Annotated in this window: 18 protein-coding genes; 9 read left to right on the forward strand and 9 right to left on the reverse strand. The window is 46.5% G+C overall.

The genetic code is table 11. The annotated features are described in order from the left end of the window. The 4 genes from B5J94_RS04930 to tolQ form a co-directional block, all read right to left on the reverse strand. Positions 1-1266: PD40 domain-containing protein (locus tag B5J94_RS04930; RefSeq protein ID WP_079363974.1), on the reverse strand; the 1266-nt coding region annotated here is incomplete at its 3' end. Between the two features lie 47 nt (positions 1267-1313). Further along, positions 1314-2243: a hypothetical protein gene (locus B5J94_RS04935; protein ID WP_062499017.1), complete on the reverse strand. Its 930-nt coding sequence runs from the start codon at positions 2241-2243 to the stop codon at positions 1314-1316. A gap of 17 nt (positions 2244-2260) precedes the next feature. Next, positions 2261-2728: a protein TolR gene (gene tolR, locus B5J94_RS04940; RefSeq protein ID WP_079363971.1), complete on the reverse strand. Its 468-nt coding sequence runs from the start codon at positions 2726-2728 to the stop codon at positions 2261-2263. An 8-nt stretch (positions 2729-2736) separates the two neighbouring features. Then, the gene (tolQ, locus tag B5J94_RS04945; RefSeq protein WP_062499021.1) at positions 2737-3426 is read right to left on the reverse strand and encodes a protein TolQ; all 690 of its coding nucleotides are present in this window, start codon (positions 3424-3426) and stop codon (positions 2737-2739) included. Positions 3427-3614: 188 nt separating this feature from the next. On the opposite strand from tolQ, the gene hrpA reads away from it, so the two are divergent. Then, positions 3615-7829: an ATP-dependent RNA helicase HrpA gene (hrpA, locus tag B5J94_RS04950; protein ID WP_062499016.1), complete on the forward strand. Its 4215-nt coding sequence runs from the start codon at positions 3615-3617 to the stop codon at positions 7827-7829. A gap of 355 nt (positions 7830-8184) precedes the next feature. On the opposite strand, the gene B5J94_RS04955 is transcribed toward hrpA, so the two are convergent. Together B5J94_RS04955 and hflX are read right to left on the reverse strand one after the other, a co-directional pair. Continuing rightward, entirely contained in the window at positions 8185-8646 is a 462-nt protein-coding gene (locus tag B5J94_RS04955; protein ID WP_062499015.1) for a hypothetical protein, read from the reverse strand. Between the two features lie 20 nt (positions 8647-8666). After that, entirely contained in the window at positions 8667-10058 is a 1392-nt protein-coding gene (hflX, locus tag B5J94_RS04960; protein ID WP_062499014.1) for a ribosome rescue GTPase HflX, read from the reverse strand. Positions 10059-10210: 152 nt separating this feature from the next. Here hflX and B5J94_RS04965 point away from each other — a divergent pair, with 152 nt between their 5' ends. From B5J94_RS04965 to rpmA, 5 genes are all read left to right on the forward strand, one after another. Continuing rightward, entirely contained in the window at positions 10211-10462 is a 252-nt protein-coding gene (locus tag B5J94_RS04965; protein ID WP_062499013.1) for a type II toxin-antitoxin system Phd/YefM family antitoxin, read from the forward strand. Next, on the forward strand, positions 10462-10863 hold the full coding sequence (locus tag B5J94_RS04970; RefSeq protein ID WP_062499012.1) for a type II toxin-antitoxin system VapC family toxin: 402 nt from the start codon (positions 10462-10464) through the stop codon (positions 10861-10863). The genes B5J94_RS04965 and B5J94_RS04970 overlap by 1 nt, the downstream gene beginning before the upstream one ends. Positions 10864-10876: 13 nt before the next feature. Continuing rightward, positions 10877-11743, forward strand: a complete 867-nt coding sequence (gene folP, locus B5J94_RS04975; RefSeq protein ID WP_062499011.1) for a dihydropteroate synthase — start codon at positions 10877-10879, stop codon at positions 11741-11743. 116 nt (positions 11744-11859) lie between these two features. After that, on the forward strand, positions 11860-12171 hold the full coding sequence (gene rplU / locus B5J94_RS04980) for a 50S ribosomal protein L21 (RefSeq protein WP_062499010.1): 312 nt from the start codon (positions 11860-11862) through the stop codon (positions 12169-12171). A gap of 40 nt (positions 12172-12211) precedes the next feature. Next, a complete protein-coding gene (rpmA, locus tag B5J94_RS04985; protein WP_062499009.1) occupies positions 12212-12469 on the forward strand; it encodes a 50S ribosomal protein L27 in 258 nt (85 codons plus the stop codon). Positions 12470-12548: 79 nt separating this feature from the next. Here the strand turns inward: rpmA and B5J94_RS04990 are convergent, their stop codons facing one another. Genes B5J94_RS04990 through B5J94_RS05000 form a run of 3 tightly spaced genes read right to left on the reverse strand, consistent with a single transcriptional unit; the run spans position 12549 to position 13836 of the window. Further along, entirely contained in the window at positions 12549-12806 is a 258-nt protein-coding gene (locus B5J94_RS04990) for a CPBP family intramembrane glutamic endopeptidase (protein WP_079363973.1), read from the reverse strand. Further along, positions 12807-13295 (reverse strand): hypothetical protein, encoded by a 489-nt coding sequence (locus tag B5J94_RS04995; protein ID WP_062499007.1) that lies wholly within the window; start codon positions 13293-13295, stop codon positions 12807-12809. Then, positions 13282-13836 carry a hypothetical protein gene (locus tag B5J94_RS05000; RefSeq protein WP_062499006.1) on the reverse strand — a complete coding sequence of 185 codons (555 nt, stop codon included), beginning with the start codon at positions 13834-13836 and terminating at the stop codon, positions 13282-13284. The genes B5J94_RS04995 and B5J94_RS05000 overlap by 14 nt, the downstream gene beginning before the upstream one ends. A 142-nt stretch (positions 13837-13978) precedes the next feature. On the opposite strand from B5J94_RS05000, the gene obgE reads away from it, so the two are divergent. From obgE to hemE, 3 genes are all read left to right on the forward strand, one after another. Next, positions 13979-15193 (forward strand): GTPase ObgE, encoded by a 1215-nt coding sequence (gene obgE, locus B5J94_RS05005; protein ID WP_062499005.1) that lies wholly within the window; start codon positions 13979-13981, stop codon positions 15191-15193. 25 nt (positions 15194-15218) lie between these two features. Beyond that, positions 15219-16334, forward strand: coding sequence for a glutamate 5-kinase (gene proB / locus B5J94_RS05010; RefSeq protein ID WP_062499004.1), 1116 nt, complete (start codon positions 15219-15221; stop codon positions 16332-16334). A 61-nt stretch (positions 16335-16395) separates the two neighbouring features. Further along, positions 16396-17502: a uroporphyrinogen decarboxylase gene (gene hemE, locus B5J94_RS05015; protein WP_062499019.1), complete on the forward strand. Its 1107-nt coding sequence runs from the start codon at positions 16396-16398 to the stop codon at positions 17500-17502. The last annotated feature ends 51 nt before the right edge of the window (positions 17503-17553 follow it).

Consider the following 17553-nt stretch of genomic DNA (forward strand, 5'->3'; position numbering starts at 1 on the left):
ATTTGGGGGTCGGTTCAAAGACTGCCCTGTTTTTAAAGAGCGGATGGTCATCTGTCCACGCCCGCCTTTGTAGGATGAATAGACAATACGATTGCCATTGGGCGAGAAGCTCGCTGACTCATCAATGCCTGTCGTGTCAATCGTGCCGACACCTGTCACCACTAGGCTACGCCCTGAGACGTAGGCGATTTTACTGCCGTCTGGACTGACTCGGGGGATTGCCCCTGCACCGCCAATGGCTGATGCTTGTCCTGTGTTCATGTTGTAGCGATATAGGCGTGGCGTGCGTGAGCCGTTGTCGGCAGTAAAGATAAACGAACGCCCATCAGGGGTATACTGCGGTGAGTTCTCCGCCCCCGTCATGTTGGTTAGGCGTTTTAGTTGTCCTGATGCGATGTGTAGCTCATAGATGGACGGGTCGTTATTTTCATGACTGCCTGAGAAAAGAATGCTCGTGCCATCAGGCGAGAATGATGCTCCCAGATTGTTGCCACGAAATGGTGTAATGACTTGACCGCCACCACTGCTGTTGGCATTTTGCAGATGAATGACTGGCAAGCCGTTGGGTTTTTGTACCGAGTAGGCGATACGCTGACCGTCAGGCGACCAAGCAGGACTAAAAATAGAACCCTGCGTGCTAAATAGGATGCGGACGTTTTGTCCGTCAGCATCCATGACTTTTAGGGTGGATGTTTTGTTGCGTGGGTCGCCCGTCTCTTCGACATAGGCGATACGCCCTGTAAAGTCCCCCGGTTCGCCTGTGATGATTTCATAAATTTTATCGCTCACGACATGGGCGGTGTGGCGTAAGGCACTGGGGTTGTTGTCGCTGTATCGGGTCTGCAAGCCTTGCATGACACGCCCTGTGGCGACTTCGATGACTTCAAAGACGATGGCGATTTTGCCCCCTGTGGCACTTTGGGCGTGTCCGACCACGACATAGTTAAAGCCAGTGTTTTGCCAATGTGATAGGTTTTGGCTAATCTCGGCAGATGAGTAGGCACGTTGGGGTAGGTTTTGGCTGGTGGTTTTTAGTTCGGTGTGGCTTAGGTTATTGATGACGGTGTTGCTGACCACGCTGTCGCCAGCAAAGGGAATAAAGGCGATTTGATAGGGGTTTTGTACACCATCAACGTCGATGTCAAAGTTAAGCTCGCTGTCGCTACTTGTACTGTTCAAAGAACCGTAACCCACTGCAAAAGCAGGGCTTGCCACGACTAGGGCGACAGCTAGGGCTAGGTATGATAAGGGGGTTTTGATGTTCATGGGGTATCCTTAAAAATGTTTAAAATATGATATTTGGGATATATATTCTAATTGATTTTAAAATTAAAATTCAAGTCACGATAATTGGTGCCAACAATGGGTGTGAGTGGGCTGGCTCGGTTAATGGTGTCTTTGAGTTGTTCACGCAAATATTCATCACCGCCCGAGACTTGCACGTTTAGCACGTTGCCACTGCCATCCACTTTGAGTTTGACTTGCAAAGTTTGGTTTTTACCAGTAGCTCGCCAATGCGAGCGGATATGGTTTTGTAAGGCAGAGATGACTTCGTTACGGTTACTGCTTCGTCTGCTGCCCCCACTGACTGCCCCGCCACGTCCTACGGTGGGGGTGGTGGGGGTGTCCTTGATGAGCTGTTCGCCTTCGCTTAGGCTTTTTTGGGTGACTTGGTTTTGTTTTGATAGTTCTTGTAATTGGCGTTCACGCACTTCATTGAGTGCTTGACTGTTTTCACGAGCAATCTCATCGTTGCTCCGCTCCCGTTCTCGTAGCTCTGCCACCGCTTGCTCACGTTCACGTCTCTCGTTTTCCATAGCTTGCCTTTGCATTTCTATTTCGGAGAGTATCTCTTCATCTAGGCTTTTGGCGTACTCTGCCATTTGAGCTTGGTAAGCACGTTCACGCTCGGCAAGGTCATCATAATAGGCTTCTAGCTGAGCACTGCGATTACTCTCTTGGGTGGTGTCGGTGCTTTGGGTGTCAGCTTGGGCTTGGGACTGGGCTTGATGCTCGGCAAAGGCGGTGGCAATGGCATACTCCGCCCCTGCTAGGTCGTCCCCTGTAACTAGACTTGCTTCTAAGGAGATGGTCTCGGGTAAGGGTTTTTGTTGGGTGTAGGCAAACAGCACCCCTGCCACAATCAGCCCATGCACCACGACGCTACCCACGAGCGAGAGTAGGGGATTAGGCTCTTTGGTGCCGATGTTGTCTAAGTCTAGGCGTGCGGTTTGCTGGTTCATGATAGGTTGTTATTTTTTTATTTTTTGGTGGATTGCTTGCTTGTGCTACTTTGACCGCTTAATAGTCCAACTTTGGTAACACCTGTCCCTTGCACCAGTGCCATGACGTGCATGACCGCTTCATAGGCGTTGTCCTTGTCGGCATTAATCAGTACTTGGAGCTGACTGCCACTGTCTCCCATGTTTGCCTGTGCCATGTCGGCAAGCAGGGCGGACAACTCACTCTCACTAATGGCTTGGTCAATGGCTCGCTCATGACTGACAAACAGCTCGCCGTCTTTGGTGAGTGAGACGATGACAGGGGTTAGCTCACTTTTGGTGATGTTACTGGTTTTCTCGCTTGGCAGATTGACTTCTACCCCTGTGGTGAGCATGGGGGCGGTTACCATAAAGATGATGAGTAGCACGAGCATGACGTCAATGTAAGGGACGACATTCATCTCGCTGTTTAGGGGCTTTTTGGCACGTGCGTAGCTGTTTTTCATGATGTCGCCTAACTCTGACCAGTACGCTGTGCCATGGTGTATTCATGAGCAAATACCCCTGTCAGCTCTTCACAAAACAACGCCCGAGACTCATACAACGCCCCTGCCTTGGCACTAAAATGGTTAAAGGCAAGACTGGCAGGAATGGCGGCAAATAACCCCATGGCGGTAGCAATCAAGGCTTCGGCAATACCGGGGGCGACTGTGGCAAGGCTCACACTCTCGGCACTAGATAGCTCAATAAAAGCGGTCATAATCCCCCACACCGTGCCAAACAGTCCGATATAAGGCGAGACTGATGCGATACTGGCTAAGGTTGCCAAGCCTTGTTCTAATACAGCTTGTTGTTTGCCAATGGCGACTTTAAATTTACGCTCAACACTGTCTAGGGTGTCCGCTCGCACCGCCCCTGATTTTTGGGCTTTTAAAAACTCACCATAACCGACAAAAAATACCTGCTCTAAGCCGGTGCGTTCAGGCTCATTGGCGACTGAGCTATACTGTTTGGCAAGGGTGTTGCCTGACCATAGCCACGCTTCAAAATCGCTATCAAAGCGTTTGGCACTGCCGAGTTTGGCGGATAGGCGAAAAATCAGCCCCCAACCAATCAATGATAGGAGCAGTAGCAATCCCATGACCAGTTGCACAAGCAAACTGGCTTCTAAAATCAAATCTAAAACGTTAAGTTCGCTCATCATATAAAATTTTGCCAAAAATGGCTTATTATAGCCGATTTTTTTAAAAACCACACCAAAAAGTGTGCCTAAGTTTACAAACGGTATGAAAATTATCCTTAATGCCAGTGGCACGGCTTGTAAATCCTTGCATAAGCCCCATTTATCTGATTTTTAGAATCATTGATGATAACATAACAATGCCAAAACTCATGCCAAATACAACCCAAAATCCCAACACCCCCCAACTTCTCGCCAAAGACCGCCACATCGCTCATCGCTTAGAACGTGAATTGCGTGGCAATTTCCCTGCCGACATTAAAGCCAAAAAACAAGCCCAGCTTGATACTATCATAGAGCGTTCTACCCAAGCGGTACAAGCTCGCATGGACAGCGTGCCGTCTGATTTAAAAGATAGGCTAAACGCCGATTTGCCCGTTACCGCCCGAGCGGACGAGATTATCCGTGCGATACAAGACAATCAAGTCATCATCGTGGCAGGCGAGACAGGCTCAGGCAAAACCACTCAGCTCCCCAAACTTGCCATGTTAGCAGGGCGTGGCATGACAGGGCAAATCGGACACACTCAGCCACGCCGTTTGGCGGCGAGAAGTGTCGCCATGCGGATTGCAGACGAGCTTGGCGAGAGCTTGGGGCAGACGGTGAGTTTTAAGGTGCGATTTACCGAGCAGGGCAGTCGTGATAGCCTTATCAAGCTCATGACGGACGGTATTTTGCTTGCCGAGCTGGGTTCGGATAAATTTTTGACACGCTATGACACCATTATCATTGACGAAGCCCACGAGCGTAGTCTAAATATTGACTTTATTTTGGGCTATCTAAAACGTCTACTGCCAAAACGCCCTGATTTAAAGGTCATCATCACGTCAGCAACCCTAGACACCGCCCGCTTTGCCGAGTATTTTAAGAGTGCGGTCAAAGGCGATGTGCCGATTATCAATGTACAAGGGCGAAGCTATCCTGTGGAGACCCGCTACCGTCCGCTCATTGATGAGATTGTCAAAAGCCATGACGATGACGCTTTTGACGACATGGAAGACAAACTGCCCCGAGCCTTAACGTCTGCCGTTGCCGAGTGTTTTGAAGACGCACGCACCAAAGGACACCCCACGCAGTCAGACATTCTCATCTTTGCCAGTACCGAAGCCGAGATTCGTGAGATGCAGGAGATTTTGACCGCTCACGCACCGCCCCATACCCAGATTTTGCCCCTGTTTGCTCGCCAAAGTTTTGCCGAACAACAGCGAATTTTTAACCCCACAGGCGGTCGCAGAATCATCATCTCAACCAACGTTGCCGAGACCGCTCTTACCGTGCCGAATATCCGCTATGTGATAGATTTGGGCTTTGCTCGGGTGAGCCGTTATAATTACCGCTCACGCATTCAAAGACTCCCCATTGAAGCGATTAGCCAAGCGGCGGCGAACCAACGCCAAGGGCGGTGCGGACGGATTGGGGACGGTGTGTGCATACGCTTGTACTCAAAAGAAGATTTTGACAGTCGTCCGCCTTTTACCGAGCCTGAGATTTTGCGTACCAATTTGGCAAGCGTGATTTTGCAAATGGAGCATTTGGGCTTAGGCGATGTGGCGGATTTTGACTTTATCACACCGCCTGATTTACGCCTTGTCAATGACGGTCGCAAGCTCTTGCACGAGCTTGGGGCGTTGTCCGATGTGCCAACCAAAACCGCCTTTAAAAAAGCCCTAAAAGGACAAACAGGCAAACAAAAACACTCCGCTCTCACCGACATTGGCAAAAAAATGGCTCGTATGCCGATAGACCCACGCCTTGCCCGTATGCTCATTGCAGGGCATGAATTTGCCTGTCTTGACAAAATGCTCGTCATCGTCTCCGCCCTTGCCGTGCAAGATGTGCGTGAGCGACCTGCCGACAAGCAGTCGCAAGCTGACCAAAAGCACGCCTTGTTCCGCCGTGATAATTCGGACTTTTTGTTTTATGTAGAACTGTTTAACGTACTGTTTAGCACCCATGAAATGCACGGGGGCGATAGGCTGACAGGCAACGGACGCAAGAATTTTGCCAAAAAGCATTATTTGTCCTTTCCCCGTATCAAAGAATGGCAAAAAACGCATGAACAGCTTGCCCAAATGGTGGCGGATTTGGGTTATCAGATTGCCGATAATAACAATGATAATCTTGACAATAAAGCCAATGATAAAAAAGCTGATGATAAAAAAGACACCCCAAAAGGTCGCATTGGCTTAAAAGGCGGTAAAAAAGCCAAGGTGGGAAACAGTGCCATTTTGGCAAGCCTAAAAGAACAAGGCAAAACCAAACCGCAATTTAGCGAAGATTATACCAGCATTCATCGGGCGTTATTGACCGCTCTGTTATCCTTTGTCGCTCACAAAACCGACACGGTGGGCGAGTATCTGATGACCAAAAACCAAAAGGCACGCATTTTCCCTGCCAGTACCTTGCACAAAAAAGGCACAGATTGGGTGCTTGCCTTTGAAGTGGTGGAAACTTCAAAAGTGTATATGCGTACACTTGCCAAGATTGAACCTGAATGGATATTGTCGGCGGGCAAAAATCTCTTAAAATACCATTATTTTGAACCGCATTGGTCAAAAAAAGCAGGGCGAGTGCAAGCCTATGCTCAAATTAGCCTGTTTGGGCTGATTATTGTTCACAAACAATTGGTCAATTATGAAAGCATTGACCTGCCAGCCAGCCGTGAGATATTTATCCGTGATGCTCTGGTGGGGGGCGTGCAGGACAATCAAGCGGACGAGCGATACCCCAAAGCCTTGCCGTTTTTGACTCACAATCGCCAAAAAATCAAAGACGTGGGCGACACCGAAGACAAGCTAAGACGGCGAGATTTACTCGTGGACGAAGAGCGACTGTATGAGTTTTATGATGACAAAATTCCGCCCCACATTGCGTCCGCTAAGGCGTTTGAAGATTGGCTTGGCAAAATGGGCGATGATGACTTTTTAAAATTCAAAGATGAAGATGTCGTGAACGATGTCGTCAATGTCGGACAAGAATTTCCCAAATTTTGGCAAGTGGGGGCGGTCAAATTCCCCTTGTCCTATGTCTTTGACCCAAGTTCGGACGATGACGGCGTGAGCGTAAAAGTGGGGGCAGGGGCGTTGTCTCAGCTTGACAGCGTGGATTTATTGTGGGGCGTGGCAGGGTGGCGATTTGAGCTTGTCGCAGGGCTATTAAAAACCTTGCCAAAAGACATTCGCCGAAAAATCGTCCCCATTCCTGACACCGCCCACGCCCTTATGGACAAGCTCACGCAGGGCAATGGCGTGGGACTGCTTGACCAGCTTTGTCATAACCTGCTTAGAATGGGCGTAAAAGTTGAGGCGGACGATTTTAAGATTCATGAGATTGATAAATATTTACAGCCCTTGATTTGCGTGCTTGATGACAAGGGGCGAGTGATTGAAAAAGGGCGAGATTTGGAAAAATTGCAAGCCAAGTACCGCACACACGCCCAAGTACAAACCGTGTCCGAAGGCATTCATGATACGTTCCCCGAGCATTTTGAATTTATCAAAACCCGTCATCATAAGGGCATGGTAACGCAAGCCTTTTTTGCCCTAAGCCCTGATGAGACGGGCAAGGTGGCGGTGGTGGAGTTTGGCGACTTGGCAGGGGCGTTAGCCATGCACAAAAAAGGCGTGCTGTCGCTGGTCAAGATGACGCTTGGGGCAAAACAAAAACAGCTCACGTCCCAAATTGATAAAGCCTTTAAAATGGCGTTTGCTCCGCTTGGCGATTTGGAAAAATTAAAAAGCGTGCTGGTGGATGCGACATTACAAGCGACTTTTGACAAATACGCCAAACCCTTTGATAGCCATGTGCGTGAAAAGGTGGCAGGGTTTGTGCGTGATGAGCGTATGGGGGATTTGCTTGACAAATTGCCCCTAAATGCAGGCGAGTTTGGGGCGGTCAAGGACGTGATAAGCGGACAATTTTTGACGGTGGGGCAAGAGATGTTAAAGGTGCTAAAAGAGATTTATACCACATGGCAGGGTGTGCGTGGGCAACTGCTCATGCTTGACCGTGAGATTTTTGGCGAGAGTATTGACGACATTGAAGACCAGCTTGATGATTTGTCGCTGAATGACTTTATTTATCGCACCGATTTTGCGGTGTGGCAAGCCTATCCACGCTATCTTAATGCCCTAAAAATCCGCCTTGACAGACTGCCCAACAACCTAGACGGTGACACCGATGCGGTGTATCTGCTTGATGAACATATGGAGCGACTGGCAAACCGTGTGCATGACCCCAAGATTGCCGAATATCGCTGGCTGGTGGAAGAATATCGCATACAACTGTTCGCCCAACCCATGAAAACGGCAGTGCCTGTCTCGGCAAAACGACTGGATAAGGTGTGGGCGAGTGTGATGACTAGGTAAAAAAGGGGTTGAAAGTTAAAAGCTGGGTATCGCTCTTGCTTTACCCAACCTATGGGCTAATATTTATCTCTGATTTTTGTTCTGTCGGGCTTGGCATGGTGAACTGTCGGGGTATCTATGGCATACGCCTTTTGGTAGGGAGCTATTGCGGTATCCTTTGCTTTCCATACAAAGTGTCGCATTTACATATTGCGTGCCTTGCTTATCATTGGATATGTAACTGGTATAAGGACTCTCAAAACCGCACACTATCATATCGTTCTTAACATTCTCAAAGGAAACATCGCCTTTTTTCTGCTTGTAGTAATATGTCCATGCATCAGGCGGTGGGTGGCATGCATCTTACAGACGAACATCATTGCATACAAACACCTCTATCTTCAAATTTCACATATATATCAATAAATTCTTTCTCATCGATATATTTTTTCCTAATTCTAGTATGTATGTTGTAATCACAATAAGATACTATCGTACCATCATCTTCATTTTGTAATCTTTGTAAATTTTTGTCTTTAGGTATATTGTCTAGAATAATAGATAAATACTCATCATTATAAGGAAATTCTCTAAATTCTGAAATAAGATGAACCGTGGGCTTGTAATAAGACCATTCATAAACAGGCTTAGGCAATCCTTGGGTTAAATTATTTATATTTTCTTGAATTTCGTTTCTAAGTTCTGAAAAATTTTCAGGCATTTTATCTTGATTGACAGGATTTAGAAAGTGATAGTCAATTTGATGACATATAAAAATAGGAAAAGTCAGTACAAAAATGACCAAAATAAATAAGCTTGCAGGAGACATATTTTTCATTTTTATCTACCAACCCCACCCTACAAACAAAACGGGTCTAAATCATCATCTTTGTCTTTATCATCATTCGCCCTAACTTCCACCTTTTCAAACTCTTCCAATTCTGGCAAAAATTGGCTTGCCTCGTGTGGCGGTAATACATCAAAGGCATTCAGATGATACCTGCCAAGCAATTCTTTTAATTTGGCTTTGGCAAGGCGAACGGTCAGCATTTCATGCCCTGTATCGTCAAATTCGCTATGGGTGATGACCCCAAGCTCATGCAAGGTATTTTTAAATTGCCCTGCGGTGTGGGGCAGAGTAAGCGTAAAGTTGGACAGTCCGCCCACCAGTAGCTCTTGCACGGCTTGGGCGAGTTTGCCCATACCTAAGTTTTCACGAGCGGACACATAGACACGGTGTGGCACGCCTAGCTCTTTGTAGTGAATGGTCGGTATCTCATTGGTACGGTCAATCTTATTATACACCAACAGCACAGGAGCAGTCGCCCCAATCTCATCAAGCACACGATTTACCGCATCAATCTGCTCATGCATGTCGGGGCTACTGCTGTCAATGACGTGCAAAAGCAGGTCGGCTTCTAGGGTCTCTTCTAGCGTGGCGTGAAAGCTCTCGACAAGCTCATGGGGCAGATGACGCACAAAGCCCACCGTATCGGCAAGCACGATATTGCCCACGCCCGCCCATTTGACACGGCGAAGTGTGGGGTCTAGCGTGGCGAACAGTTGGTTGGCGGCGTAGACGTTGTCATCGGCAAGGCGGTTAAAGAGCGTGGATTTTCCAGCGTTGGTGTAGCCGACAAGCGAAATGGTAGGCGTGTCCGATTTTTGTCGTTTGGCACGTCCTTGTAAGCGGGTTTGTTTGACTTTGGCAAGTTTGGCTTTTAGTTGATTGACACGAAGTTGAAGCAATCGTCTGTCGGTTTCAAGCTGGGTTTCGCCCGGCCCCCGTAGTCCGATACCGCCTTTTTGCTGACCAAGATGAGCATAGCCACGCACAAGCCTTGATGACAAATGGGTGAGCTGTGCCAATTCTACCTGCAATTTTCCTTCATAAGTCCTTGCTCGCTTGGCAAAAATATCCAAAATCAGCCCCATGCGATCAACGACCCTGCATTGCAAGATTTTTTCTAAATTGCGTTCTTGGCTGGGCGTAAGTTTATGATTAAAAAGCACAATATCGGCATTAGTCTCAGTAACTTTTTGGGCGATTTCTTCGGCTTTGCCTGTGCCGACAAAGTATTTGGCGTGCGGTTTACTCCGTGTGCCTGTGATGATGTCAAGCTCGTTTGCCCCTGCCGAATGCACCAGCAGGCGAAACTCTTCTAAATCATCAGGGTCAATCATCTCACGAATGTCAAGGTGTACCAAAATGGCGTTTTCTGTGCCGTCTGCTCGGTCAAAATGTTGCAAGAAAAGTCCTTAAAATGGGATAAATGCCATTATAGTAGCGGTATTTGTTTTGAATTTCAAGGGTTGGACGTGGCGTGTTGTTTTATTTTGACAAGTTTTATAAAATTAGCTAAACTTATAAACTAAGTTTGGCTTTTTATTTGGGGAAAATCATGCAAACCACCGCCGAGCATTTTAATATTCATTATGCAAAAACTCATTTATCACGTCTCATTGATGAAGTGGCAAATACAGGCAAGCCGATTACCATTGCCAAAGCAGGCACGCCAAAAGTGATGATTGTGCCAATTACACACACAAAAGCCAAACGTCAAATGGGAACATTAAAAGGCAAAATTAGCATTCCTGATAATTTTGATAACGCTTTTGCTGATGAAATTGCGGATATGTTTGCAGGTGAATGATGAGTTATTTATTAGATACACACGTTTTGTTGTGGTTTTTGACTGCAAATTGTGAAAAAATGTCGGATAATTGCCAAAGGATTTTGCTTGATGAAAATAACCACCTATGTTTTAGTAAAGCAAGCATTTGGGAAATTAGCATTAAATACAGTTTGGGTAAGCCTGATTTTGATTATAATCCCAAGCAAATTACCCAAGAGTTATTAAGATTGGGATTTGATTGTTTGGAAATTGAATTTTCACATTTATTTGAAATTGGTAATTTACCCAAAATCCACAAAGACCCTTTTGACCGTTTGCTGATTGTCCAAGCCAAACTTGAAAATTTAAAACTTTTAACGGCAGATAACGCCATTTTGCAATATGACAAATCCTTTATTTTAAATACCCAAAGTTTGTAATCTTAATTTAAACATGAACACCCTATTTTTTAACAACAAAACCCTATCCCTATCCACCCCAAAAATCATGGGCGTGCTAAATGTAACGCCTGATTCATTTTCAGACGGCGGACGTTTTAATAGCATAGACACTGCCTTACGCCATGCCGATGAGATGATACGCTGGGGCGTGGATATCATTGACATTGGCGGAGAGTCCACCCGCCCCAACGCTCCAAGCGTGGCAACCGACACCGAGCTTGATAGGGTTGTCCCTGTGGTAGAGGCGTTGCGAGCGGAGTTTGGCAAAGATGTGTGGCTATCACTTGACACGAGCAATCCTGCCGTCATGGAGCAGGGCGTTCGTGCAGGGGCGGACATGGTCAATGACGTGCGTGGACTTCGCCGAGACGGGGCGTGCGATGTGGTCGCTCGCCTTGATTGCCCTGTGGTTATCATGCACTCACGGGGCGAGCCTGATACGATGACCCAGACGATGAACAGCCTTGCCAATTATGATGATGTGGTGCGTGAAGTGATTGGCGAGCTTGATAGAGATATTCAAAACGCCCTAAATGCAGGGGTCAGACGTGAAAACATCGTGATAGATGTCGGCATGGGCTTTGCCAAAAACCACGCTCATCATATCGCTCTTATGCAACATTTGGACACTATCATCGCTCATTTTGGTTTGCCTATGCTCTTTGGCGTGTCTCGCAAACGCTTTTTAGGCGAGATTTTAAGTACATTTGTCCCCGCCCAAGACCACGCCCCAACCGACAGAGATGTGATAGGCACGGTTGCTCACCTGCTTGCCATTCAAAAGGGGGCGAGCATTGTCAGAGTGCATGATGTCGCTCACATGGCACAGGCGATAAAGATGTGGCAAATACTAAAATAACTCTTGCAAAGTGGGCTGATATAAGGTAAAATACCGCCTTATTTTTGTCCTAGTCGTGTTCGTTAGTAAGTGCTATCAAGGGGTAGCCACGGCACACAGGTTTATTGGAGAATGCGATGTACGCAGTTATCAAAAGCGGTGGCAAACAGCACCGTGTTAGCGTTGGCGAGACTTTGAGAGTTGAGCTTCTAAAAGCAGAAGTGGGTGCAACCCTAAACATCGAAGATGTGCTAATGGTTGTGAATGGCTCTGATGTAAAAATCGGTCAGCCTGTGGTTGCTGGTGCCAGCGTAGTTGCAGAAGTGGTAAGTCATGGTCGTGGCAAAAAAGTGCGTATCGTTAAGCACCGTCGCCGTAAGCACTACCACAAAGAGCAAGGTCATCGTCAATGGTACACCGAGCTTAAAATCAACGCAATCAATGGTTAATTTATATACTTTATAAAAAGTATTCACAGGAGATATTCTCATGGCAACTAAAAAAGTTGGTGGTTCCACCAAAAACGGTCGCGATTCTAACCCAAAAATGCTTGGCGTAAAAATCTTTGGCGGTCAAGACGTTATCGCAGGTAATATCATCGTTCGTCAGCGTGGCACTGAGTTTCACGCAGGTGAAGGCGTAGGTATGGGTCGTGATCACACCCTATTTGCCCTAACCGAAGGCGTGGTAAAATTTGAGACCAAAGGTCAATTTAACCGCCGTTATGTGTCTGTTGTTGCAAAATAATTTTTGTTAAAACAGTCCAAAATCCCATGAAAATCCCATAAGTGAAAGCTTGTGGGGTTTTTTGTTTTGCTTGGAAAATTTATTGTGTCATCATGACAAAGGTTTCTAAGGTCAAAGCAAAATTATGTAAAAAATGTAAGAAAATAGAAAAAGCAAGCGTACCGCCTGTCAATCGGGCGGACAACAAAATCCAACCACTGATAAAATAAAACACCAACGCACTCATATCAAGTTGATAATGGGCTAGGGCAAACAGTCCGCTACTAACCACCAGTGCCATGCGTTCACTTTGAAAAGCGTCCAAGGTTGCCCGCCACAAAAACCCACGAAAAATAATCTATTCGCACACAGGGGCGATGATGACCGTACTGATGAGTGTTACCCAAATGCCGTAGGTTACAACGTTTTCGCTTAACCGAATGTGGCTCTGATGAATATTACCTGCCCATGCAAAGCTGTGCAATGCCATCAAAAGCAGTATCCACAACCCCAAAAACTTCCAATTTGGTTTGTGAAACCCCAAATAAGACCACAAACTTTCGTAAGAATACTGATATAGCCGATAATAAACCAAACCAATAATAAAAAGCGTGGTTAAACAAATCGCTCCTTTAAATGTAAATAATAAAAGCAGTGCTTCATTATATTCATAAGGGTAAACCACTTTAATGATTTTTTCATTGACAAATTCAAAAATAACCAAAGAAAAAATGCCATCAATCAATATTATCAAAGAAAAAAATATGACCGAAAATTTAGAAAACAACGGCTCTTCATCGTCATCATAATAAATATCATCATTTTGGGCGTTATTATTGTGGGTCATTTTTATGTTCCTTGATGTGATTTTTTGGATTGTTTATGTTAATGGGATAAACATAAAAATGATCATGATAACGCAAATAACGAACGGGCGTACAAGCCGTGGTATAAAAGTCATACGGGTCATCATATGATGAATGTTTGGCGTGTAATTTGACCAATTCATCAATAAAAATGGGCGTGATGATGTTGTGTTGATTGTCTAGTGCAATGGTTTTGTCTTCTTTAATGGTTTTAAGGTATCCGACAAAATATCCTTTTCGCTCTTTGGTAACGGTGTTGGGTATGTCGGTTAAATGGATTTGATAAGGTCTATCTTTATCATAAAAATGAATTTGGGAAAGGCAGGCGTGAGTTTGATGAAATCGTTTGTGATTTGATATGTCAATGGTGGGGTCAATCAATGTGGTAGTCATTTTTTTAAAAAAGGCACTGCGATGTAAATCGTAATTAGAAAATACAGGCGAAAAATGCAGTCCTGCACCCACAATCATGGCAAGGTAAATGATACCAAGAAAAACTAAGCCGATATTATCAAGATTCATAAGCGTGTGCCAAAAGAGCGTGGGTTATTGTAAGCGATTGATTTTGGTTTTTCAATCTGTATTTGGGCGTTTGATAAATCCGTGTTTTTATAGCAAAAATATGCTACAATAACCAGTTAATTTAAAAATATTTTGAGAAATTATGCGTTTTATTGATGAAGCTGTAATCAGTGTAAAAGCGGGCGATGGCGGTAATGGTGTCGTGAGCTTTCGCCGTGAAAAATTCGTCCCAAAAGGCGGGCCCGATGGCGGAGACGGTGGCAAGGGTGGTGATGTCTATGTGATTGCCGATGACAATACCAACACGCTTGTGGATTTTCGTTATACTCGTAAATTTGAAGCCAAACGGGGCGAAAACGGTCGCTCAAAAAACTGCTCAGGCAAAGGGGCGGACGATGTCTATCTAAAAGTGCCTGTGGGGACGACCATTATTGATACTGACCTTGATGTGGTGATTGGCGATTTGACCGAAGTGGGACAAGTGGTGCTGGTTGCCAAAGGTGGAGACGGTGGGTTTGGTAATACCCGCTTTAAAACTTCTACCAACCAAGCTCCCCGTAAGGCTATCCCCGGTTTTGCTGGCGAAGCCAAAAATTTGAAGTTGGAGCTAAAAGTTGTGGCGGACGTGGGCTTGATTGGCTTGCCGAACGCAGGTAAATCTACCTTTATCCGTCAAGTGTCGTCCGCTCGCCCAAAAGTGGCGGATTACCCTTTTACCACGCTTGTACCAAACTTAGGCGTGGTGGACGTGGGGACGCATCAGTCCTTTGTCATGGCGGACATTCCGGGCTTAATTGAAGGGGCGTCAGACGGAGCAGGGCTTGGTATTCGCTTTTTAAAGCACGTTGCTCGTACTCGCAGGCTACTTCACATCGTGGACGTAAAACCCATTGACGAATCAAATCCTGCGGAGAATGCACGGATTATCCTAAATGAGCTTGAAAAATTCTCTGCCGAATTGTCCAAATTGCCCCAAATTTTGGTATTAAACAAAATTGACCAATTAGAAGATGATGAGATTGATGAAGTTTGTAACAATATCGTCAAAGAGCTAGACTGGCGGGGCGAAGTGTTTCGCACGTCTACCATTAGCGGGCAAGGTGTGGACAAGATTAAATATCATCTCATGAACGAAATTGAAGAAGAGCAAGAGCGTGAAGCGGACGATGAAGAATTTGCCAAAGCCCAAGCGGAGCGGTTTGCCCGTTTAGAAGAAGAGGTTCGCCACAACACCGAAATCCAAAAAGAAGCCTACCGAGTCCGCCGTAAAGCCGAGCGTGAAGGCTTATCGGACGATGACGATGATGATTGGAATGATGACGACTATGATGTGGCGGTGGAATACGCTCCGTACTGATGATGAGCTAATATAAGGAAATAGCATGGATAATTCACCAAAGCGTATCGTGGTAAAAATCGGCTCATCGCTTTTGACCAATAACGGTCGGGGGCTTGACCGTACCGCCATTTATGAATGGGCAAGACAAATCGCCACGTTGCACGCTCGTGGGATTGAAGTGGTGCTAGTGTCTAGTGGGGCGGTTGCCGAAGGGGTGGTTCGCATGAATCTGCCCGAACGCCCCAAAAAATTGCCTGCCTTGCAAGCCTGTGCGTCCATTGGGCAAATGGGCTTGATTGAGACATGGTGGCAAGCGTTAATCCAAAAAGGCGTGCAGTCATCACAAATTCTCTTGACCCATGACGACCTAGCTCATCGCTCCCGTTATCTCAACATCAGCCAGACCATGAGCCAACTGTTGGCGTGGCGTGTCGTGCCTGTCATTAACGAAAATGATACCGTCAGCTATGGCGAGATAAAATTTGGCGATAATGATACGCTTGGGGCGATGAGTGCGACCATGATAGGGGCGGATTTGTACATTATCCTAACCGACCAAGACGGCGTATTTACCGACAACCCACGCACCAACCCCAACGCTAAGCTCATCACAAGCGAGCGAGCCATGGCGGACTATCTGTTTGATGTGGCAGGGGACGGCGGTAAATGGGGGTCGGGCGGTATGCTGACCAAAATCCGTGCAGGGCGATTGACCGCCATGGCAAACTGCCCAACCATTATCGCCAATGGCAAGGTGGAAAATGTCATCGTGCGACTGGCAGACGGCGAGTCTATCGGCACACGGCTCACGACCGACCATGCCGACCGCCTTATCGCCAAAAAGCAATGGCTTGCCACGCACCTGCGTATGTCAGGCACGCTCATCATCGATGACGGGGCGGTCAAGGCAATCACCGAACAACACAAATCCCTACTGCCTGTGGGTGTGCTAGACGTACAAGGAGATTTTGATGCAGGTGATGTGGTGGAGATTGTCAACACCCAAAAAGTGCGGTTGGCGGTGGGTCAAGTTGGTTTTGACAGCAGTCAAGCCAAACAAATCACCCAAAAACACACCGATGAAGTCCTACAAATCCTAAGCCTAAGCGACAACGACAAAGCCATTATGGTACACCGTGATGACATGGCGGTTTTGTGATAGATATTTGAAATTTTAAAAATTAACTTAACTAAAAATTAACTTAACCAGTGGAATGACCATGACCCAGCAATTTGCCCCCCTAAAAAATGACCGCCTACTGCGTGCCTTGCGTTTTGAGCCTGTGGATACCACGCCTGTGTGGATGATGCGACAAGCAGGGCGTTATTTGCCAGAGTATAAAGAAGTGCGTGCCAAAGCGGGCGATTTTTTGAGTCTGTGCAAAGACACCGACATGGCGACCGAAGTTACTCTGCAACCGTTACGCCGTTTTGAGCTGGACGGGGCGATTTTGTTTAGTGATATTTTGACAATTCCCGATGCGTTTGGGCTTGGGTTGTATTTTGAAGAAGGCGAAGGCCCTAAGTTTAAATACACCGTCCGCACCCCGACCGACCTTGAACGCTTGCCAAAAATTGATGTTAATAGTCAGCTTGACTATGTCATGAAGGCGATAACCAGTATCCGCAAGGAGCTAAACGGACAAGTACCCCTGTTTGGATTTAGTGGCAGTCCTTGGACTTTGGCAACTTATATGGTGGAGGGTGGTTCTAGCCGTGAGTTTCGCCATACCAAAGAGATGATGTATGCCCGACCACAGTTTTTGCACGCTCTGCTTGCCAAAATCTCAGACGCTGTCGTGGATTATCTGGACGCTCAGATAAATGCAGGGGCTCAGATTGTGCAGATTTTTGACAGTTGGGGCGGGGCGTTGGGTCATCGTCAATTTGTGGAATTTAGCCACAACTACAACCGTGAAATCATCGCTAAGCTCAAAGCCAAGCACCCCGATGTGCCTGTGGTCATGTTTACCAAAGGTGGTGGCTTGTGGCTTGATGTGCAAGCGGACAGCCAAGCCGACTGTTTGGGGCTAGACTGGACAATGCCCCTAGATAAGGCAAGACGTGAGCTTAATGATGCTCAAAGAGCTTTGACTGTCAAGCATAAAAAGCTACAACGCCAAAAAGCCATTCAAGGCAACCTTGACCCTGCCACGCTATACGGCTCGCCTGCTGATATTAAAAAGGCGGTACATGATATGCTATCAGATGCTTATGTGAATGACAAAACAGGCTATGTGGCAAACTTTGGGCATGGCATTACCCAATGGGTCAAACCCGAACACGCTAAGGTGTTTGTAGATAGTGTGCATGAGTTTAAACTTTAAGCCACTGTCAAAAATAAAAAAAACAGGAAGAAGTGAACCGACCCCCAAATC

Origin of the sequence: Moraxella lacunata (assembly GCF_002027545.1) — a bacterium.
GTDB lineage: Bacteria > Pseudomonadota > Gammaproteobacteria > Pseudomonadales > Moraxellaceae > Moraxella > Moraxella lacunata.